Below are 20126 nucleotides of genomic sequence, written 5' to 3' on the forward strand. Positions count from 1 at the left end.
CTGCGCCATCCCCGAACGGGGAGGTAAATATCATTTACGCCGCTGACCTGCCCCTGTCAACAAATGCCGCTTTCAGAATTTTACAGTAACTGAAAATACAATCAGGATCATGAGAAGGGTCGGTACTTCGTTCATTATGCGATACTGTTTCCCGGTTGTTGAATTCTCGCCGTTTTGGAAACCTCGCATCCTCCGCATCAACCAGATATGAAACACCGTCATCGCGATGACGCCAGCACCCTTGAGCCAAGGCCAGACATCACCCCAGTAAACAATCCCCGGCGTTGCAACCAAAAGCAGGCCAAAGACCCAGGTCGCCATCATTGCCGGTTGCATGATTACTTTGGCCAATTTGTATTCCATCATTGCAAATATTTCATGGGTTTCACCACTCAGCCCTACCCGTTCGGTGTGATGTACCATCAAGCGGGGCAGATAAAACAACGCGGCCATCCAAGAAATCACAGACATGATGTGCAGCCCCTTGATCCAAGGGTATGCCGAACTCAGGATATCACTCATGTTTGTCTCCATCTCTGTGATCTACTCTTTATAATAATAAAGATAGAAAGAAAGATTGTTGATTTAAGTAGGGAGCCCAAAACCTGTGGATTAAATGGTTATCCCCAGTCTACTTTCCGTAATTTCATCGGGGGAGAACATATGTTAGCAAAGCCATGATATACCTTTTTTTATAATGTTATCAGTTATTTAATTTCGATCCTACAATTTTTATCTGTGGATAACCCTGTGCACAGCTCTGCATTAACCAAAGTTACCAAATGGTAAAATTATCCTTATCCACGGTGGAGGAATCTCAGGTAAACCCGATGGAAGGGGCGGCTTATCCACCCCTTGAACCTCTGGTGTTAATTGTCGACAAGTTATTGTCGAGAACATCTTGGCACTATGCACGAGTTATCCACATGTCTGTCCACATTATCCTTGCCTCTGGATCTGCGATAAGGACCAGTATGCTGTCACAAGCTGCTGTACCTCATACCGTTCAGATCGCCCGTGTCGACGAGGACATGATCAAAGCGTCTTTAATTGCCGAAGGGGCGCCACCTCGTGATATTGCGGATGCTCTTGCCGAAATGAAAGCTTCCAAAGTCAGCGATAAAAATGCTGGTGCGCTGGTTATTGGTTGTGATCAGGTGCTGGAGCATAATGGCACGCTGCTCAACAAGCCACAGACACCCGAGGACGCTCTCGCGCAGCTCAAGCAGATGCGCGGTGACAGGCATACGCTTTTATCTGCTGCAGTGATCTATGAGGATGGAAAACCCTTATGGCGTCATGTTGGTATTGTCCGGCTACGCATGCGCGATGCAAGCGATGCCTATCTGGCTGATTATGTCGCACGAAACTGGGACAGTATTCGCCATGCCGTTGGTGCCTATAAACTTGAGGAAGAAGGTGTGCGGCTGTTCTCGCGTATCGAAGGGGATTACTTTAACGTTCTGGGTATGCCTTTGCTGGAAATCCTCAATTACCTCACTCTGCGCGGAGATATTGCCCAATGACCGAATTGCCCCGCATCCCCCTCGCCGGTGTTATCGGCTCGCCCATTGCCCACTCAAAATCGCCGCAGTTGCACCGCCACTGGCTCAAGGCCTATGGCATTGCCGGCCACTATATCCCGATGGATGTAAGTGCAGAAAATCTGGAAAAAGTGCTGCGTACCCTTCCCTCGATGGGTTTTGTGGGCGTGAACATTACCATTCCGCACAAAGAAAATGTTCTTCAGATTGCTGATCTTGTGACAGACCGCGCAACGCTCATCGGTGCAGCAAATACACTTATTTTCCGAAAAGATGGAAAGATTCACGCAGATAATACAGATGGTTACGGTTTTATAGAGAATTTGAAATCGGGTGCGCCCGGTTGGGATCCCCGCTCCGGCCCTGCGGCTATTCTGGGCGCTGGTGGTGCTGCGCGCGCCGTCATCTCGTCCTTGCTGGAGGCGGGCGTGCCCGAGATTTTGCTGTCAAACCGGACACGCGTGCGTGCAGACAAACTTAAACAGGAATTCGGCAGCCGCGTTCAGGTCTTCGACTGGGTGCAGGCCGGTAATATGATTGATGACGCATCACTTCTGGTGAATACCACATCCCTTGGAATGATCGGTAAGTCCGAGATGCGCGTCCCACTGGACGGCCTGCGCGCGACCACTGTTGTGACCGATCTGGTTTATGCACCGCTCAAAACACGGTTGCTCGAAACTGCGCAAGGGTATGGTTGCGTTACTGTTGACGGTTTGGGAATGCTTTTGCATCAGGCAGTGCCCGCGTTCGAGAGGTGGTTCGGCAAACGTCCCGAGGTGGACAGCGCCACACGCGCTGCGGCCCTTCGCTGATGTTTTTGCTTGGCCTTACAGGCTCTATCGGGATGGGAAAATCAACCACTGCAAAGATGTTCGTCGACGAGGGGTGCGCCCTCTGGGATGCTGATGCTGCGGTGCACCGGCTGTATGCTCTTGGCGGAGCTGCAGTGCCGCCATTCCTTGCGGCGTTTCCGCAAGCTATAGTTGATGGCGCTGTATCACGGCCTGCACTAAAGGAAATCATCGGCGGCAATCCAGCAGCGCTTAACCAGATTGAGGCGATCATTCATCCGCTAGTCGGCCAAGACCGAGCTGACTTTCTTGCTAAAACCAAAGCTGATATCGTTGTTCTCGATATTCCGCTCCTTTTTGAGACAGGCGGTGACGCACGGGTGCATGCAACGGCCTGTGTCTACACGGATGATGCCACTCAGGAAACACGGGTTCTGGCGCGCGGCACTATGACCCGCGAACAGTTTCTGGCCATCAAGGCCAAACAGTTGCCTGCCGCTGATAAATGCGCCCGAGCGACCTATGTTATTCAAACCGACACCCTTGAACACGCCCGCGCGCAGGTGCAGACAATTGTAAAAACTATCCGGAGCCAGCCCCATGCGTGAGATCGTCCTCGACACCGAAACAACAGGATTTGACCCCAAATCGGGCGACCGGATCGTGGAGATCGGTGCCGTCGAATTGATGGGGCATGTTGCAACAGGCAAAACTTTCCATGAATATATAAATCCCGAGCGTGGCATGCCCGACGAGGCGTTTCAGGTGCATGGACTGGGCGATGACTTTTTGCGTGATAAGCCCAAGTTTGCTGCTGTGGGTCAGGCATTTCTTGATTTCGTTGGTGACAGCAAAATGGTTATCCATAATGCGGCTTTCGACATGAAGTTCCTGAACTTCGAATTGGGTAAAATGGGCTTAAGGCAACTGCCGTGGGAGCAGGCGATCGATACGCTGGCCATTGCGCGAAAGAAGTTCCCCGGCTCGCCCTCGTCGCTTGATGCGCTGTGCCGCCGCTTTGGCATCGACAATGGTGCGCGCACTCTGCACGGCGCGCTTCTTGACAGCGAAATTCTGGCTGAGGTTTATCTTGAACTTATCGGGGGTAAACAACCTGATTTCGGCCTGTCTACCCGCGCAGAGCCAAAAGAGGGCGAAACTCACACAGAGTGGACTCCGCGCCCGCGTCCCGTGCCCCTGCCCTCACGCCTGTCCGAAAAAGAAACCGCCGCCCACGCCGAGTTTGTCGGCAAGTTGGGCGGCGGTGCGGTTTGGTTGAAAACCTGAAACAGGCTTATGCTTGTGCAACAGGCTGTGCTTCGGCCTGACGGCGCGCGATCTCGTTGCGATAGAGCGACACAAAATCAATGTTTTCGAGGTTAAGCGGCGGGAAACCACCGTCACGTGTCACGTCACTCACAATACGGCGCAAAAACGGGAATATCATACGTGGGCATTCGATCAGCAAAAACGGGTGCAACTGTTCTTCGGCAACATCCTGAATATCAAAAATGCCGACATAGTCGATTTCCAGCACAAACAATGTCGTGTCAGCGCCCTTGGCTTTGGATGTCACATTCAGTTTGATTGCTGTCTCGTACTGGTTATCAGTGGAGCGCTTTTTTGCATCAAGGTTCACTTGAACCTGAACATCGGGCTGCACATCTGTCGGCGCGCCTTTTTGGGCCATGATATTTTCGAACGACAGATCGCGGATGAATTGACCCAGAACGCGCAGTTTCGGGGATACTGGTGGTGTTGCTTCGGCCTCGGCCATGAACGGCACTCCTTTTTGGAGGGTGAAAAATTAACTCGGCTCGGCTTATCAGGTCAGGCCAAATCGCTCAATCTCTTAGTTCCCCAAGGCTTGTGCGCCGCCGCTTAGCTTTTGGTCCAACCGGAGGGGCGTTTTTGTACGTCCTCATCTGGTAATTCCATAAATTCACCATCGATAATGTCACCGTTGCCGCTTGTCCGGTGTGGCTGTTGGTTTGGCCCGCCACTCTGTGTTCCGAAGCTCTGTATATTGATACGTGCGCGAATTGCCTTGAAGACCGCCGTGCGGATCGCTGGCACCAGAAGCGAAAAACCCACGGCATCGGTGAAAAAACCAGGGGTAAGCAACAAGGCGCCGGAAAACAGGATCATCGCGCCGTGCACCAATGGCTCTGTCGGATCGCGCAAATCGCCGAATGACTTTTGCAGCTGGTTGAGCGCCATGCGGCCTTGGCTACGCACCAGATAGGTGCCGGCAAGAGCTGTCAGGATGACAATAAGCAGCGTTGGCCAGAGGCCGATAAAGCCGCCAACCTGAATGAATAGCGCGATCTCGATCACCGGAACTGCGATGAATGCGATTAATAGCCACATGTTATTGCTCCCTTTCAGCGGGCCTGTGGTGGACTTGAGCCCCTATCACACCTACATAAGGTGCTTGACGCATTGTTTCCACGCCTAGTCCTCAAGAGGTTCATATGAATTCGCCGCTTATCCAGATTCTGGTTCTTGCCGCAATTGCGGTCTTTCTCGTCCTGCGCCTCAAGAACGTGCTTGGCACGCGGGAAGGATTTGAAAAACCTCCTTTGCCTGTTCCTGAGAAAAAACGGGACGGGCCGGCTTTTCAGGTGATCGAGGGCGGGCCTGATCTCGATATAACTGATCACTTCGATGAAGGGACGCCACAAGCAAAAGCACTGGCAGAGATGAAGCGCATCGAGCCATCTTTCAACGTGACCGAGTTTCTGGCCGGCGCGCGCGGCGCTTACGAGATGATCGTGATGGGTTATGAGACAGGTGAACTGGATAATATCAAAAGCTTTCTGTCCGATGACATCTATGAGAGTTTCGTCGACGGAGTTGCGGCGCGTGAAGATCAAGGCCTGACTATTGAGGCAAATTTTATCGGCGTTCGGGAGATGGCTCTTGATCATGTGACCCTAAATCCGGACACAAAAGAGGCCGAAATGACCCTCAAATTTGTGGCCGAACTGACACAGGCCGTTCGCAACAGTGACGGAGAGATTGTCGAGGGCAGTGTTACAGATGCTAAAAAGCAAAAAGATACGTGGGTATTCTCCCGCCATATGGGTTCGGATGATCCAAATTGGTTCTTGGTTTCTACAGACGGGTAACATGCGCTCTTCGCATTACTGCCATTTTCGGGGCCTCGCTGCTGGCGGGGCCTTTGGCGTCTGACGTGAAATATGAAGTGCTCACCTTCGACCAGCTTGATGGTTGGGCGGATGATGATCACGCCGCTGCCTTTTCGGTGTTTTTGAATACCTGTCAGGATATGAAGGACCCCGACTGGAATGCAGTTTGCGCTTTCGCCCGAACCAATCCCGACCCCCGCTATTTTTTCGAACTGCTGTTTCGCCCCGTTGTGATGGATGATGGGAACGAGCCATTGTTCACCGGATATTTCGAGCCCGAGCTCGAAGGCTCTATTACGCCTACATCGCGCTACCGGTTCCCAGTATATAAAATGCCGCCCGAAGCGCTGCAGAACCGTCCATGGCTACCACGCCGCGATATTCTGGAAACCGGCGTAATGGACGGGCGCGGATTGGAAATCGCGTTTGTTGATGATCCGGTCGAGCTTTTCTTTCTCCAGATACAGGGATCAGGCCGTATACGGCTGTCCAATGGAAATAACCTGCGCGTTGGTTATCGGGGATCCAACGGTCATGACTATCGTTCAATTGGTCAGGAATTGGTGCGCCGTGGCGTGTATGAGCCCCATCAGGTCAGCGCGCAAGTGATCAAGAACTGGGTAAGGCGCAATCCGCTCGAGGGGCAGGAATTGCTCTATCACAACCCATCTTATGTTTTTTTCCGCGAAGTCAGCCAAGTGCCCGGTGATCAGGGGCCTTTAGGAGCAATGAACCGCTCGATCACGACAATGCGCACGATTGCGGTGGATCCGGCATTTGTGCGTCTTGGCTCTCCAGTGTGGATTGAAAAAGACGGTGCCTCGCCGTTGCGGCGCCTCATGATCGCCCAGGACACCGGATCAGCGATCAAGGGTGCACAACGTGCCGATGTTTTCTTTGGTACAGGGGATGCGGCGGGCCAATTGGCGGGCACAGTTCGTGATCCCGGTCGTCTGGTGGTTCTGATGCCGATTCAGCGCGCCTATGCCCTGCTGCCCGAAAGCGCTATATGAAACGCCGCCGCCTCACAGCTGAGGACCGCGAGCTGTGGGACCGTGTGCGGGCAAATACGCAACCTATTCAGCGTAGCGATCTGGAGGTGGAGCGTTTCGACCCTGATACCACCCTGCCCGCGCCTGCGCCGCGCAACCTGCTCAAGGCAAAGTCGGTGATCCTCGGAAAACCTGTAGGTCCTTCCCGCAGTCCTGCCCATAATCTGGCACCGGCAATTCATGACCATATTCGTCAAACTCCGGTACAAATGGATCAGAAGTCATTTGGGAAGCTTAAGCGCGGCAAGCTGCGGCCGGAGGGCAAGATCGACCTGCATGGCATGACGCTGGAACGTGCGCATCCGGTGTTGACCGGCTTTGTGATGAATGCCCACTCCCAAGGAAAGCGCCTGATCTTGATTGTGACGGGAAAAGGAAAAGAGCGGGATGAAGGCGGCCCGATTCCCGTACGCTATGGCGTGCTACGTCACCAAGTGCCGCAATGGCTTGCCATGCAGCCTATGAAATCAGTCGTCCTTCAAATTGCGCAGGCTCATGTCAGCCACGGGGGGGGCGGTGCTTATTACGTGTACCTACGGCGCCACAGGTAGGTCACGCTGATACCTAAGGACACCGAGGCCTGCCATAAGCGCACCTGCAAAATAATAGACGGCAATCGGAATCATCTGATCGGGGAAATCGACGCCATAGTCGATGAAAGCGCCAGTTACTCCCGGCCCGATGGCTGATCCGAACACCATTAATGCTGCTGCTGCCGCCTTGATCGCACCAAGGTTGCGGGTGCCATAGAACACTGCCCAAAATGCCGAGGTCGCCGTACCCTGCATGCCCTGACCCACGCCGAAAATCACGAGACCAACACCGGCCATGAGTATCGTATCGGCATAGGCCAACACCAAAAATGACAGACCAAATGGCACCATCTGGAACGGGACAATCCATTTCACCCCGAAACGGTCAATTGCCCAGCCGGTGATAAACGTGAACGCGATGCTCGCTACGGTATAGGCAGGCATGAGTGCCACATAAGCTCCAAGGCTCCATCCTTTTACCTCGGTTAAATGAACCTGCTGGAAGAACAGCGCTGTCCCCCATGCGGAAGGGCCAAGGACCAGCGGGATCAGGATATAGAACAGCGGATGTCGTAGCATCTGTGTGCGGGTCCAATGATGCCCGCACATCCCGACGGATTGTGTATCGTTGGACATGGACTGAGGAGTCCGCTCTTGGCGCAGCAGCATCTGGATCATCGGTATCATCAGCACCACACACACCGCTGCCACTAGCCACAGGTTGCGCCAGTCCACAGTGGCAAGCAGGGCTACAAAGATGATCGGTAACACGGCTTGCCCCACGGCGAAGCCCATAGACGAGATCGAAAGCGCCCGTCCTCGCGTTGCAATAAACCAGCGCGACATTGCTACCGCACCAAGTTGCGATAGCATCCCCTGACCCATCAGCCGCAAAGCATAGATTACAAATATGAGCAAAAAACCGTTTGGTACGAGTGACATTACCACACAGGCAGCAGCCAGAAGCACCATCACCCAAAGTGACAATTGCCGCACGCGGAAACGGTCTGTAAGGGCCCCCGCCCAGATCATCGTAATCGCGGACAGCGTCGTGCCGATGGTATAAATCCCACCCCATCCACCATCGCTCAAACTGAAAGTGTCTTTAATTTCCCCCGCAAACAACGAAATGAAATAGGTCTGACCGAAGGAGGAGGTAAATGTGAGTAAAAAACCTGCAAGCAGGAATAAACGGTTGTCGATGAGAAAACGAATATAGCCCATGCGCCTTTGATTTCAGGCGCATGGGAAAATGAAAAGAGATTAAAGCACGTAGCGGCTCAGGTCGGTAGATTTAACCAGTTCACCGAGGTTTTTATCGACAAACTCAGCATCAACCACGATCTTCTCGCCACCACGATCCGGCGCGGAAAAGCTAAGCTCTTCGAAGACCCGTTCCATCACAGTGTAAAGGCGCCTTGCGCCAATGTTCTCTACAGATTGATTCACATCCGCCGCAATTTTTGCCAATGCTGCGATGCCTGTGGTGGTAAAGCTGACCTCAACCTGCTCCGTGTTCATCAGCGCGGTATATTGAAGGGTCAACGCATTGTCGGTTTCGGTGAGAATGCGGACAAAATCATGCTCTGTCAGGGGACGCAACTCGACACGGATGGGCAGACGGCCCTGAAGTTCGGGGAGCAAATCAGATGGCTTCGCGATATGAAAGGCGCCCGAAGCGATGAACAGGATATGATCGGTCTTCACCGGCCCGTGCTTTGTGCTTACGGTTGTGCCTTCGATCAGTGGGAGAAGGTCACGTTGTACGCCTTCACGGCTCACATCGCCGCCACGGGCATCGGCACGGGTACATACTTTATCGATTTCATCTAAAAATACGATACCATTCTGCTCGATCGCTTCGATCGCGGCGCGGGTTACTGTCTCGTCGTCCAGCAGCTTGTCGGCTTCTTCGCCGATAAGTACCTCATAGCTGTCGCGCACGCTCAGGCGTTTCTTGGTCTTGCGCCCGCCCATGGCTTTTCCGAAGATATCACCAAGGTTCATCATCCCGCCGCCGCCCTGTGGCTGACCCGGGATCTCCATCGCGGAAAACGGATTTGAGGTGTCGGTAACCTCCAGGTCGATCATTGTCTCGTCTAGCTGGCCATCATGCAGCTTTTTGCGAAACATTGTACGCGTTCCTTCGCGGGCATCCGGCCCTGCTATCGCATCAATCACGCGCTCCTCGGCGGCGCTTTGGGCTTTGGTTTTCACGTCTTCGCGCATATGTTCGCGGGTCATGGCAATGGCCACATCCAGCAGATCGCGTATGATCTGCTCTACATCGCGTCCGACATAACCTACCTCGGTAAATTTTGTCGCCTCAACTTTAAGGAAAGGCGCCCTCGCCAACTTTGCCAGACGGCGGCTGATTTCGGTTTTACCCACGCCGGTAGGTCCAATCATCAGTATATTTTTTGGGTATACTTCGGCGCGGATGTCATCGGGCAGGTTGCGACAACGCCAGCGGTTGCGCAGGGCGACGGCCACGGCACGCTTCGCGTCATTCTGGCCAATGATATAACGGTCCAGCTCGGATACGATCTCGCGGGGGGTTAGATCAGTCATGCTTTGATTTTCTCCACGGTCAGGTTGCCGTTAGTATAAACGCAGATGTCGGAGGCGATTTTCATGGCATCGCGTGCGACAGCTTCGGCATCACGGTCACTTTCGATTAGACCGCGCGCAGCAGCGAGCGCAAAGTTGCCGCCCGATCCGATGGCGGCAATATCATGTTCAGGTTCAAGCACGTCACCCGCACCTGTGATGATCAGTAGCTCCTTACCATCTGTGACAATTAGCATCGCTTCCAGCTTTTGCAGATATTTGTCCGTGCGCCAGTCCTTCGCAAGGTCAACGCTCGCACGCTGTAGCTGACCGGGGGTCGCTTCCAGCTTTGCTTCCAGCCGCTCCAATAAGGTAAATGCATCGGCGGTAGAGCCGGCAAAACCGACAACCACATCGTACCCACCGGGCGACAGGCGGCGCACCTTGCGTGCGGTGCCTTTGATCACGGTCTGGCCAAGGCTTACCTGACCGTCACCCGCGATCACGACTTCGCCGCCCTTCTTCACGCCAATGATCGTCGTGCCGTGCCAGCCGGGAAATTCTTGAGTTGCCATAAAGCCTCCATAGTTGAATCATATATGAAAACCCTGTCGGTGTTTAGCAAGGCCCTGACCGGAAAGGATATGAATTGCCCCAGACAACGATCCTTAAAATCGAGGCGCACCGGCTTTTTTGCGAGCTTGGTGCGCAGGCTGGTCTGGCAGTCACGGACTATCGCTGCGGTGCTGAATGGATCAAAGATGACCGGAACAGGCTGCATATCGTGCAACGCTATGATAATTCAGGTGCGCCGTCTGTGGTTCTGAAATTTGCCCAGCGGCCTGTTGATAAGGAAGCTTTCGGTCGGATACTTGACGCCCATCACGGCGCGCAGGCTGCTTTGTCAGGGTCGGAATTAAACACGGTTCCTCAGATACTGGCGGAGGACCGATGCGCCCAAGCATACTTAATGCAATATATCGCTGGCGATACCTTTCTAGAACTGTGCCGGAACCAGTCAAACCACACACCGCTTTTGCGCAAGGCGGGCGCGTGGCTGGCCGCGTTTCATGGCGGAACTTTTCAACAAAAACGTCCCTTCCAGCCGCGGTTCATGGTGCGCCATATGGGTAAGCTGGCCGGTCAGATGCGGGTAGGGGAACGGCGCATTAGCGGCCAAGGCCAGTTTATCACCTATGCCGATCGCATTGGTGAATTTGCGGGCACGGCGGAAGGTCATATCGGTACGATTGCCGCAAAACACGGTGACCTTAACGCGCATAACATCCTGATATCCGATCACGCGACTGCTGGGTTCGACTTTCTCGGGACGGATAATGCGCCGGTCGCCTACGATATCGCGCGCTTCTTGCAAAGCTATACCCAGTTGGTCGGGGATATGGACGATCTGAAGACGGGACACGCCGTACCGCAGCGTGCATGGGACGCATTTTTCTCAGGGTACGATTTGGTTGGCGCTGATGATCCCACGGTCATTTTCCTCAGCAAAGTTCAGATTCTGACAGATTGGAACAGGATGCAGGACAAAACGACACTCAAAAGCTTGTTAAGATTAGAGCGCCTTAAAGAAATTGCGCGCCAGGCTTTCACCTGACGCGCAAATTTTTCGATTACCATAGCGTCGAGTTAAAGAGCTTCTTCGATCCAGCTCTTCAATGCTGCCTTGGGGCGTGCGCCCGCCATATTGGAAACCACTTCGCCGTCCTTGAAGATGAACAGCGCAGGAATCCCGCGGACACCCATCTGGGCAGCTGCATTAGGGTTGCTGTCAACGTCGACTTTAACGATTTTAACTTTGCCGTCCATTTCGGCTGACAGCTCTTCGAGCGACGGGCCGATCTGTTTGCATGGGCCGCACCACTCCGCCCAGAAATCCACCACTACGGGGATGTCCGAGTTTTTTACTTCGGCGTCGAATGTATCGTCTGTTACTGCAACGGTGGCCATAAAGCTCTCCATGGGTTCGGGTGTTTAAGATACCTAAGAAGGTGTGTTGCCTGCGTCAAGGTGACCTGTGCGGTGCAATGCGGCAGTCACGATATTGTGGGGCAGTAACATCAGAGTGCCCGTATGGGTCCACAGGATCGCGGTTTCGATCCGGTGATCGGGGTAAATGGCGCGCAACGCATGATCATATGCCCCCATCTGGCGGAGCAGTCCTTCGGGGCAGCCTTCGGGTGTTTCTGGCACCGTCCGGTTGGTTTTGAAATCAACGGCCAACACGCGGTCCCCCTCAATGACCAATCTGTCAATAATGCCATAGAGCGGCGCGCTTCCGATGCGGGCAGTTACCGCGACCTCGGCTAATGCTGAGGGCGCAAATACAGGGGAAAGTGCGTGATTTTCGAGAACAGAAATCGCTTCGAAGAGCGCGATTTCTGCGACGGCGGGCTCGGTTCTTTGCATCAGTTGTCGCCCTGCTGAAGCGCGCTTTGACCCGTCGAGCGGGGCGAGATGCTCCAGTAGCATATGAACCAGTGTTCCGTACGACTTGGCCGCTTCTTCATCCATACCCGCTTCACCGCCCAACGCTTTTGCCCCGCCCAGATCAGAGGGGGAGAGCACTTCGGTGCGCACAGGAGCTGGGGGTGGCGCTGTGCTAAATACAGTCTCTAACTGGGTACTATGCGTCGAGAAGGGCTGCTGCGCCACAATGGGAAGCGTGTCCCAACCTGCTTCCTCGTGACGTTTTCCGTTGACCAACCCTTCGGTAAAAGAAACAGCGTTGAGGTGCCCAAGGGCTTCGTCCACCATCTGATACCAGCTTCCGTCTTTGCCTAAATCCCCTGCAGCAGCGACGATCAGCCACTTTTCAGCCCGGGTCATCGCGACATAAAGCAGGCGTAGCCCCTCTTGGGTTTGTGCCTCTTTCAACACATTAATGTGGGCCGCAATGCCCTGTGTCATCTCGTTGGCGTTCGGTTTCCAGATAGGTGTGTCGTCGAGAGTTATAATCTCGCTCTTCACATCGTTTTTCTTCAACCCTGTATCCGGCAGAATAACGATCGGCGCTTCCAGTCCCTTGGCACCATGGACCGTCATTACACGGATCTGGTCAGAGGCACTGTCGATCTGGCGCTTGATCTCAAGATCATCTGCCTGCATCCATTCCAGAAACCCCGTAAGGCTGGGCACCTCGGTCCGCTCATAGGCAAGCGCCTGTCCCAGAAGCGCATCTATCCCGTCTTCGGCCTCCGTTCCCATCCGCGCCAGCAGATTACGGCGCCCGTGATGGCGCGTCAAAATCCGCTCGATTAAATCATAGGGGCGCAAAAAATCTACCTGACTGCGGAGGTCGTGCAGAACGGTCAGAGTGTCAGGATATGTATCGGTTTGTGTGCGCAGGCTTTGCCACAGGTCCTGTTTTGCGGGGCGGTGGTGGGCCAATGTAAATAATTCTTGTTCGGTCCACCCAAACAGAGGCGAGCGTAATGCGGTTGCCAGTGCAAGCGCATCATCGGGCGTAGACAGAAACGACAGGAGTGCTCCGATATCGCGAACCGCCAATTCAGCCCCGACCTTCAGGCGATCCGCCCCTGCGATCTTGAGGCCAGCAACCTTGCAGGCGCGGATAATCTCCGAAAATAGTCCGGTCTTGCGACCCCGTACCAGAATGAGGAAGTCGCCCTCAGTAATTCGGCGGCGGTGCAAGCTGCGGTCTTTTCCATCGTCGGGAATATAATGCTCTCCCTCGACCAGATATTTGATCTGTCCGGCAATCTGGTCCGCTAAAATAACGGTATGGTGTTGCGTGCTTTTCCGGTCGACCGGATCCGTCCAGTCAGGTTCATCTTCCTTGGTCTTGTCTGCCTCTATAACAGGCCAGATATCCACACGACCTGGCAGAGCCTCCTTGAACGCGAGATGTGTCATGGTTTGATCCATGCGCGGATCGGGCAGGGTGTTGAATGTCTGATCAACCGCACGCAAAATCGCGGGAGAGGAGCGGAAAGAGTAGTCAAGGCTTTGGTCCTGAAAGCTCAGATTTGCGGCCCGCAAACTTTCTCCGAAGGACGTTCGCTTGTGGTCGAATTCACGCGGATCGGCCCCTTGGAACGAATAAATTGACTGTTTTTTATCGCCCACAACAAACAGGGTGCGCTCAATCGCGCTGTCCCGTGCACCAGAGCCTGACGCGAACTCGTCTGCCAGCTTCTCAATCACATCCCATTGGCGCGGGGAGGTATCTTGTGCCTCGTCGACCAAAATATGATCGATCCCGCCATCAATTCGGTAGAGAACCCATGCAGCAACTTTTGGATCATTAAGCAATGCGCGCGCGCGCAAAATCAGGTCGTCGAAATCAAGCCATCCTCGCCTTTGTTTTTCGGCCTCATAGCGGGAAATAAACATGGCCGCAAAACGGTGAAGGGCGCCCGTCCGCGATACATTACGGGCCCGCATCTGAATATCATGCGCTTCATATGTGCGCTGGGCCAGGTCCTCGAACGATCCCAGCATCGGGCCTAGGTCGGCTTTGGCATCCTTTGTCGGAAAGCTTTTGCGTGGCTCCATCGCTTGGGTGAGCATTAGAGATTTGAGCATTTCCAGCCCGGCAAGGGAGGGCTTTGTGAAATCGATTGTCCGCAATGCATCTGCCAGAATAGGCATCGTCTTGGTTTTCTGAACAGCAAATACTTCAATCGCGTCTGGCATCCATCGGGCAACGGCCTCGTCCATTACCTGTGCGGGCAGGGTGTTGATGTCAAAACCATCCGGCAGATCGAACAGCGCGTTCAAATCACCCGGCAGGCTTCCGAACAACTCGCGCTTTCCTGTGATGGACTGCGTAAGAGAGGCGAAACTCTCGCCCGTGTAATGCGCGGCCAAATCTGTGACCAATTGTGCCTGCTGCCCCTCGGCCATCGAATCGAGAACATCGGCGCGCAGCAGTTCTGCGGCACGGTCTTCGATCTCTTTGAATTGCGGGCTGACACCTGCCTCTAATGGAAAGCGGCGCAGAAGGGATGCACAGAATGAGTGGATAGTCTGGATCTTCAGCCCACCTGGGGTTTCGATGGCCTGCGCAAACAGCGTTCTCGCCTCGCGCAATTTATCAGGCGCGATTTCGCGCAACACCCCCAGATCGCGCAGGCCTTCGCGCAGGTCGTCATCTTCCATCATGGCCCATTCGCCAAGGCGTTTGAACAAACGGTTCTGCATCTCGGATGCCGCGGCTTTGGTGTATGTAAGGCACAGGATATGCTGGGGCTTCACCTCATCCAGCAACAGGCGCGCGACGCGGTCCGTCAATACGCGGGTCTTGCCAGAGCCTGCATTGGCGCTGAGCCAAGTGGATGTATCAGGCCGAGCTGCAGTAATTTGCGCGCGCGTGGCCTCGTCCCATTGAGGTTGGGTGGTCATATTAAATCCTCTGGCGCTGCTGTGTCTGATCCGTCCCATTCGCCGTAGCGTGCGAGGTGGTCGAACTCGCCTGCAAAGCCAACCTTTTCCATCATCCGCCGCGATGTGAACCCCTGATCAAGGTCAAGATAGGCAGCAATTAAGGTGCGCAAGTTTGCAATTATATCTGCTGGCGGCTCGTCCTCCAGCGGGGCATCAACCTCCTTTGGATTGTTGCCGAGCCCTATGAATGTGGCGCTGGATACAGGGGCGGCGCCAATTGCCTTGAACGCACCCTGTTCGACCATCGCGGCCTCGATCAACAGTTGCTTGTCAAAATGCGTTTGTTGTTTGGATGTGGGTGGCTCTCCGGTCTTGTAATCATAAATCTGGATTTCGCCCGCATCGTTGCGGTCAATTCTGTCTGCCACACCGCGCAGGGTGAACCCGAGTTCGACCAACTCAAGCGTGCCGCGTGCCTCTGCCTCGAAGGCTAGGGGGGTCGCCCGCCCGAGGCGCTCGCGTTCGCGCTCGATAAACCAGTCGGCAATGCGGGCAATCCGCGCTAGCCAAATCGTGCGCGCCGCAGGCCACGGAACAAGCTCGGTCAGGACAACTTCGGCGATTGCCAACAGTTGTTTTCGCGACAGGTTTGCAGGATCGGCTACGGCAGATTTTACAAAATGCTCCATTACCTTGTGGGTTACATCGCCGCGCAGCAGCGCATCGGCTGATTGTACCAGCGGGCGTAGGCTACGCAGGCGCAAGCTGTGGCGGGCATAGATGGCATAGGGGTCGCGGATCAGGGTCTTGATTTCCGTCACCGACAGATTGCGCGGGCGGGCGGCCAGTGGCGGGCGCGGTGAGGGGCGAAGGGCCGAGTTGACTGGCGTTACCGCCTCAAGCGCGCGGGCCTGCGAAAGCCAGTAATCCCCGCGTGCGATCATCGCTCTCCACGCATCCGCACCGCCCTGTTTGGGCAACCCGCCCATTAGGTTACCCAAACGGTTGATCCAGCGGGATGGTACCGTTTCCGCATCTTCTGACCGGATGGCGCGTGTAATCCAGACCTCGGGCGCGCAAACTGCCTGCTGGTAGTCATGCGCCGCAAGGCCGACTCGCCGCTCTGGTAACAACAGACCTGCATCATGTCGCATCTTGCGGTTTAGCCACGGATCGGGTGGCGGTGCTTCCGGCCATGTGCCATCGTTAAGTGCCCCGAGGATTACCAGATCGGCACCCTGTACCCGTGCCTCCAATGTGCCCCAGATCATGATGCCTGAATAGGGCGCATCGCGATCGCGCACCTCGCCTGCCGATAGAAGTGCACCGATCAGGTCGCCGTAATCGGATGCCGTGAGGTCAGTACCATGACCCGCCTCCGCTTCAAGTTCCTGCATGACCCGCAATGCTTCAATGCCAGCCTTCTTCTGCCAAAGTTCATGCCCGGGGTTTCGCGAGGGACCAGCCGCCAGACCATTTGCCAGCTCAAGGTGCCGCGCCACCCAATGCGTCAGCGGCCGCGCCTCATGATCAAGGTGACCCATCGTGGCGGCACCGACCCAAGCGGCCCACTGCTGCATCTGCGTGTCATCGGGTGCAGCCTTGGCGCAGATCGACACGAAAGCTTCCGTTTCGGGGTAGGGCAGACCGTGTCGCCGGATTGACAGTTCGCAGCGTTGTGTATTCAGGCGGTGCATGTTCCGGTTTTCCGCACTGTGTGTCAGTGGATGTTTCAGCAGCGTCAGCAAAGCTTCTGCATCCAGCCTGCGCGCAAATAACGCGGCAGCGTGACGCAAAAACCGCCCTGGAGGCGAAAGGTGCAGGGGTGTGCCCGCACTGTCATCTGGCAAAATGTCCCACCGGCCCAGTGCCGCAGTGACGCGCCGGCCCAGCATTCTGTCGGGCGTGATAAGTGCTGCTGTCTGGCCGTCTTCGGCGGCCTTGCGCAGACGCAGCGCGATCGCCAGCGCTTCTGCACGAGGGCTCTCGGCGAGCAGGAGGGTCATATCTTTGGTCGCATGCTTGAGATCGGCCAGATGTGGTCCCTCAATCCGCCATGCATCCGTCACAGGCGCGGGGCGCAGGGAGAGCGAAATCAGTTTGTTGCGCAGGGGGGATGGAACCTTTGACGGCTCATGCCAGCTTTTTACCGCATTTGCAGTGCCATCCAAGCCCTTCATCAGGCTGTAAAACCGGTATTGCGGATGGTCCTCCGAAATCATCGGATCATCAAGTGCTGCCCAAACTTCGGCTGGTAGATCAAAGTCGAAACCAGGCAGGACCAACGCGCCTTGCGGCAGCTTTGCCACTGCTTGCATCAGCATCATCGTAGTCCCGCGTGATCCGGTTGATCCTGCAATGATAACCGGATTTGCTGGTGGCTCATCAGCCCAAAATGCGGCAATCGCCGCCACTCTGGCCCGTTGGCGCGCCTCTTTGTCCGGGGCGGCTTCGGTAAGGGAAAGATAGCTTTGAACGATCCCTAGGAAAACTTTTGCCCTCTCCCAATGGCCGGACTGGTCCGTAACATCCAGTTCTGCGATGGTTTCCGGTGTGACGCCTTCGCCCTGCATCTCGTCGATCAGCGCTGCAAGGCTATCGGCCAGATCATAAAGCGAGGCGCGAGAGGCCAGATCGGGCGACTGCTCAAGCAAGGCCGAGATCAATCCGATCAACTCCAACCGTCGTCGCAATCCGGGTACCCCTTGTGGGATGATTACCTGCGGAACCAAACGCTCAAGATCGGTGATAAGGCGGATGCGGGGCAGCAGGCGGGCAGGACCATCTTCAAAAATTGTGCGCAGACGGCGCGCCATGCGCTGGGTATTGACGAGGAGATCAACGCTGGCCAAGGCTTCGGGTGGTTGTCCGGAAAACCTGTGAAGAAGGCCGTCAACCAGAGCTTGCGGAAAGTCTACACCTGCGGGTAGGCCGTAAACGCGAGGGGAATCTTGCGGCTCAAACATCGGTGGCGAGCAGTTCTTCAGCGGTTGCCACCCCATCGGGGTGCCCAACATCACACCACATCCCCGGATAGCTGAGGCCAAACAGCCGCTTCTCTTCCAGCATAACATCCCAAACAATATTGAGCGAGAAAACCCGTGCCACAATATTGGCCAGCAGGGCGGTCTTAATGATCTGCACACCGCCAAACACCACCCCCGCACCACGGGTCAGACGCCCATCAGGCGCAAGTGTGAAGTCACCTTTGCCCGAATGTTCAAGTGCGTGTGAAGGTTGTACACCCATCAAAAGCGCGTCCATTTTGTCAGGGTCCCAGGCATCAATAAGCAGGTGTAGCGGGTTTGGCCCACGCCAGATTGCATCGGTGTTCATGGTGATGACCGGTCCGTCTCCCAACATCGGCAGCGCGTTGCGCAGCCCGCCGCCGGTCTCGAGGATGTGGGGAAGTTCAACAACGGTTTGCACGCCCAACGGGCCAAGATGCGCTGCCAGCAACTCTGGGAGGTAATGCAGATTTGCGACGATAACCGGCGGTGCGATATCTTGCGCCAGCGCCAGTGCGTGATCGATCAGCGGTTTGCCCGCAACCGGCACCATGGGTTTGGGGCGATCAGCGGTCAGGTGTTTCATCCGTGTGCCGAACCCTGCTGCAAACAGCATCACCGAAAAACTCATATCGCCGATTTCGCTTTGAGGGTGGCAAGGATGTCGTGCGTGGGTACGGGCATTGTTTCGCGGATATGGACAGCAATTGGCGCAAGCGCCGGATGGGCGAGGTTGCGCTCTACAAATTCCCACACGCGGGGGATTAGATCGACGTAACGCGGTTTGCCCAGCGCGATCGACAATTTGGCGAAAGCACCTACGATCCGCAAGTTACGCTGTACTCCGAGGATAGCATATGCCGCGCGAAATTCGGCGGAGTCCTGTGGGTTTTGCGTCAGATAGCGGTCAATCATCGCAGACTCGATCACGAGGGGCACATCGCGCCGCGCATCCTGAAGGATTGAGACAAGGTCATAGGCGGCGTGGCCCGACATCGCGTCCTGAAAATCAAGCAGCCCAACGCGTGCTGCCCCGTCACGCGTTGGCAGCCACAATAGGTTCTCAGCGTGGTAATCACGCTGGATCAGAACCTGTGGCGCGGCTACAACGGGGACCAGTAGGTCCGCCATGATACGCTCGAACTCTGCTTGTTCAGGGGTGTTGCGCGCGCCTGTGATGCCGAACGAATACCATTCGTAAGCGCGCGCGGCGAATTTGGACATCGTGACCGTATCGTATGGCGCAAGCGGTGGCAGAGGGGCGCCATGCAAAACAGTGAGTACATCTACTGCGGCCTCGTACAGAGGCAATTCCAGCGTTGCATCTCGTGCAATGACTTCTTTAAAAAGGTCATCTCCGAGGTCTTCAATAAGCAAGAGGCCTTGCTCTTTGTTTTGGTTGTAAATCTTGGGTGCGCTTAGCCCGATATTGAGAAGATGCCCGGCGATTGCGAGGAACGGCCGCACATCCTCGCCCCGCTCTTCGGGAGCATCCATCAGGATTGATGTCTCTCCATCGGGGCGCACCAGGCGTTCGTAACGGCGGTTGGATGCATCGCCAGCCACGGTAATTCGTGTGGCATCGGCCCAGCCTGAGTTTGCAATAAAAGCGGTTAAAAGTTGTGCGCGGTCAGTCATGGAATCCAGTCAGTCAATTTATCATCCCAGCGCGGATCAGACCATGTCGCGGTCAGCCTGCGGTGATCTTCAGCATCTGCAGGTAGGAGGCTGATGTCCAGCGCATCCTGAGGCCGCAACGTGGCCAGACGATCAGGCCATTCAATTAAACATACCGCATGTTCCATCGCGTCGATTAGTCCAAGTTCCTCGATCTCGGAGGGATCTGAGAGGCGGTAGAGGTCTGCATGCCAAATCTCTAAGCCGCACGCGGCATTATAGGTCTGCACCAACGTGAAAGTGGGGGAGGGAACATCCTCTGAAATTTCCAGCATCGACTGGATGAGCGCGCGGGCAAAATGGGTTTTGCCGGCCCCTACATCGCCGTGCAGCAGAATCGTATCGCCCGAACAGAGTCTAGCGCCAAGGCGGATAGCGAGTGCTGAGGTGTGATCGGGACTGGAAAGGGGGCAGGTGATTTGCATACCCGCAAACTACCTGCGCCGGAC

At 55.3% G+C, this 20126-nt stretch carries 20 protein-coding genes; 8 read left to right on the top strand and 12 right to left on the bottom strand.

Features of this window, described 5'->3' with window-relative positions:
* Positions 1 to 72 precede the first annotated feature (72 nt).
* A complete protein-coding gene (locus C8N30_RS07845; protein WP_025063955.1) occupies positions 73 to 522 on the bottom strand; it encodes a CopD family protein in 450 nt (149 codons plus the stop codon).
* 404 nt (positions 523 to 926) lie between these two features.
* Here C8N30_RS07845 and C8N30_RS07850 point away from each other — a divergent pair, with 404 nt between their 5' ends.
* Genes C8N30_RS07850 through dnaQ form a run of 4 tightly spaced genes read left to right on the top strand, consistent with a single transcriptional unit; the run spans position 927 to position 3625 of the window.
* Positions 927 to 1526 (top strand): Maf family protein, encoded by a 600-nt coding sequence (locus tag C8N30_RS07850; RefSeq protein WP_025063956.1) that lies wholly within the window; start codon positions 927 to 929, stop codon positions 1524 to 1526.
* On the top strand, positions 1523 to 2359 hold the full coding sequence (locus tag C8N30_RS07855) for a shikimate dehydrogenase (RefSeq protein WP_025063957.1): 837 nt from the start codon (positions 1523 to 1525) through the stop codon (positions 2357 to 2359). The genes C8N30_RS07850 and C8N30_RS07855 overlap by 4 nt, the downstream gene beginning before the upstream one ends.
* Positions 2359 to 2946 carry a dephospho-CoA kinase gene (gene coaE / locus C8N30_RS07860; RefSeq protein WP_037968031.1) on the top strand — a complete coding sequence of 196 codons (588 nt, stop codon included), beginning with the start codon at positions 2359 to 2361 and terminating at the stop codon, positions 2944 to 2946. Before C8N30_RS07855 ends, coaE begins: the two co-directional genes overlap by 1 nt.
* The gene (gene dnaQ / locus C8N30_RS07865) at positions 2939 to 3625 is read left to right on the top strand and encodes a DNA polymerase III subunit epsilon (RefSeq protein WP_025063959.1); all 687 of its coding nucleotides are present in this window, start codon (positions 2939 to 2941) and stop codon (positions 3623 to 3625) included. Before coaE ends, dnaQ begins: the two co-directional genes overlap by 8 nt.
* Before the next feature lie 7 nt (positions 3626 to 3632).
* Here the strand turns inward: dnaQ and secB are convergent, their stop codons facing one another.
* Both secB and C8N30_RS07875 read right to left on the bottom strand, forming a co-directional pair.
* A complete protein-coding gene (gene secB, locus C8N30_RS07870) occupies positions 3633 to 4115 on the bottom strand; it encodes a protein-export chaperone SecB (RefSeq protein WP_025063960.1) in 483 nt (160 codons plus the stop codon).
* A gap of 104 nt (positions 4116 to 4219) precedes the next feature.
* Positions 4220 to 4708, bottom strand: a complete 489-nt coding sequence (locus C8N30_RS07875) for an FxsA family protein (protein WP_025063961.1) — start codon at positions 4706 to 4708, stop codon at positions 4220 to 4222.
* Positions 4709 to 4812: 104 nt separating this feature from the next.
* Between C8N30_RS07875 and C8N30_RS07880 the strand changes: the two genes are divergently transcribed.
* The 3 genes from C8N30_RS07880 to C8N30_RS07890 are packed head-to-tail and all read left to right on the top strand — an operon-like array spanning position 4813 to position 7093.
* Entirely contained in the window at positions 4813 to 5469 is a 657-nt protein-coding gene (locus C8N30_RS07880) for a Tim44/TimA family putative adaptor protein (RefSeq protein WP_025063962.1), read from the top strand.
* 41 nt (positions 5470 to 5510) lie between these two features.
* Positions 5511 to 6503, top strand: a complete 993-nt coding sequence (gene mltA / locus C8N30_RS07885) for a murein transglycosylase A (RefSeq protein WP_084273688.1) — start codon at positions 5511 to 5513, stop codon at positions 6501 to 6503.
* Positions 6500 to 7093, top strand: coding sequence for a Smr/MutS family protein (locus C8N30_RS07890; RefSeq protein ID WP_025063964.1), 594 nt, complete (start codon positions 6500 to 6502; stop codon positions 7091 to 7093). Before mltA ends, C8N30_RS07890 begins: the two co-directional genes overlap by 4 nt.
* Here the strand turns inward: C8N30_RS07890 and C8N30_RS07895 are convergent.
* From C8N30_RS07895 to hslV, 3 genes are read right to left on the bottom strand one after another with little or no spacing between them, the layout of a single operon-like run.
* Positions 7076 to 8299: an MFS transporter gene (locus C8N30_RS07895; protein WP_025063965.1), complete on the bottom strand. Its 1224-nt coding sequence runs from the start codon at positions 8297 to 8299 to the stop codon at positions 7076 to 7078. The two genes, C8N30_RS07890 and C8N30_RS07895, sit on opposite strands and share 18 nt — an antisense overlap.
* Before the next feature lie 39 nt (positions 8300 to 8338).
* Positions 8339 to 9646, bottom strand: coding sequence for an ATP-dependent protease ATPase subunit HslU (gene hslU / locus C8N30_RS07900; protein ID WP_025063966.1), 1308 nt, complete (start codon positions 9644 to 9646; stop codon positions 8339 to 8341).
* Entirely contained in the window at positions 9643 to 10200 is a 558-nt protein-coding gene (gene hslV / locus C8N30_RS07905) for an ATP-dependent protease subunit HslV (protein WP_025063967.1), read from the bottom strand. The genes hslU and hslV overlap by 4 nt, the downstream gene beginning before the upstream one ends.
* 74 nt (positions 10201 to 10274) lie before the next feature.
* On the opposite strand from hslV, the gene C8N30_RS07910 reads away from it, so the two are divergent.
* Positions 10275 to 11240 carry a phosphotransferase gene (locus C8N30_RS07910; protein ID WP_025063968.1) on the top strand — a complete coding sequence of 322 codons (966 nt, stop codon included), beginning with the start codon at positions 10275 to 10277 and terminating at the stop codon, positions 11238 to 11240.
* A 32-nt stretch (positions 11241 to 11272) separates the two neighbouring features.
* Here C8N30_RS07910 and trxA read toward each other — a convergent pair whose 3' ends face one another.
* Genes trxA through tsaE form a run of 6 tightly spaced genes read right to left on the bottom strand, consistent with a single transcriptional unit; the run spans position 11273 to position 20102 of the window.
* Entirely contained in the window at positions 11273 to 11593 is a 321-nt protein-coding gene (gene trxA, locus C8N30_RS07915; protein WP_025063969.1) for a thioredoxin, read from the bottom strand.
* Positions 11594 to 11626: 33 nt separating this feature from the next.
* Positions 11627 to 15010 carry a double-strand break repair helicase AddA gene (gene addA / locus C8N30_RS07920; RefSeq protein ID WP_025063970.1) on the bottom strand — a complete coding sequence of 1128 codons (3384 nt, stop codon included), beginning with the start codon at positions 15008 to 15010 and terminating at the stop codon, positions 11627 to 11629.
* Entirely contained in the window at positions 15007 to 17958 is a 2952-nt protein-coding gene (addB, locus tag C8N30_RS07925; RefSeq protein WP_025063971.1) for a double-strand break repair protein AddB, read from the bottom strand. The genes addA and addB overlap by 4 nt, the downstream gene beginning before the upstream one ends.
* Entirely contained in the window at positions 17951 to 18631 is a 681-nt protein-coding gene (locus tag C8N30_RS07930; protein ID WP_025063972.1) for a nucleotidyltransferase family protein, read from the bottom strand. The genes addB and C8N30_RS07930 overlap by 8 nt, the downstream gene beginning before the upstream one ends.
* On the bottom strand, positions 18628 to 19638 hold the full coding sequence (locus C8N30_RS07935; RefSeq protein ID WP_025063973.1) for an aminoglycoside phosphotransferase family protein: 1011 nt from the start codon (positions 19636 to 19638) through the stop codon (positions 18628 to 18630). Before C8N30_RS07935 ends, C8N30_RS07930 begins: the two co-directional genes overlap by 4 nt.
* A complete protein-coding gene (gene tsaE, locus C8N30_RS07940; RefSeq protein WP_025063974.1) occupies positions 19635 to 20102 on the bottom strand; it encodes a tRNA (adenosine(37)-N6)-threonylcarbamoyltransferase complex ATPase subunit type 1 TsaE in 468 nt (155 codons plus the stop codon). The genes C8N30_RS07935 and tsaE overlap by 4 nt, the downstream gene beginning before the upstream one ends.
* Positions 20103 to 20126: the final 24 nt, after the last annotated feature.

This window comes from Sulfitobacter guttiformis, assembly GCF_003610455.1.
GTDB classification, from domain to species: Bacteria; Pseudomonadota; Alphaproteobacteria; order Rhodobacterales; family Rhodobacteraceae; genus Sulfitobacter; species Sulfitobacter guttiformis.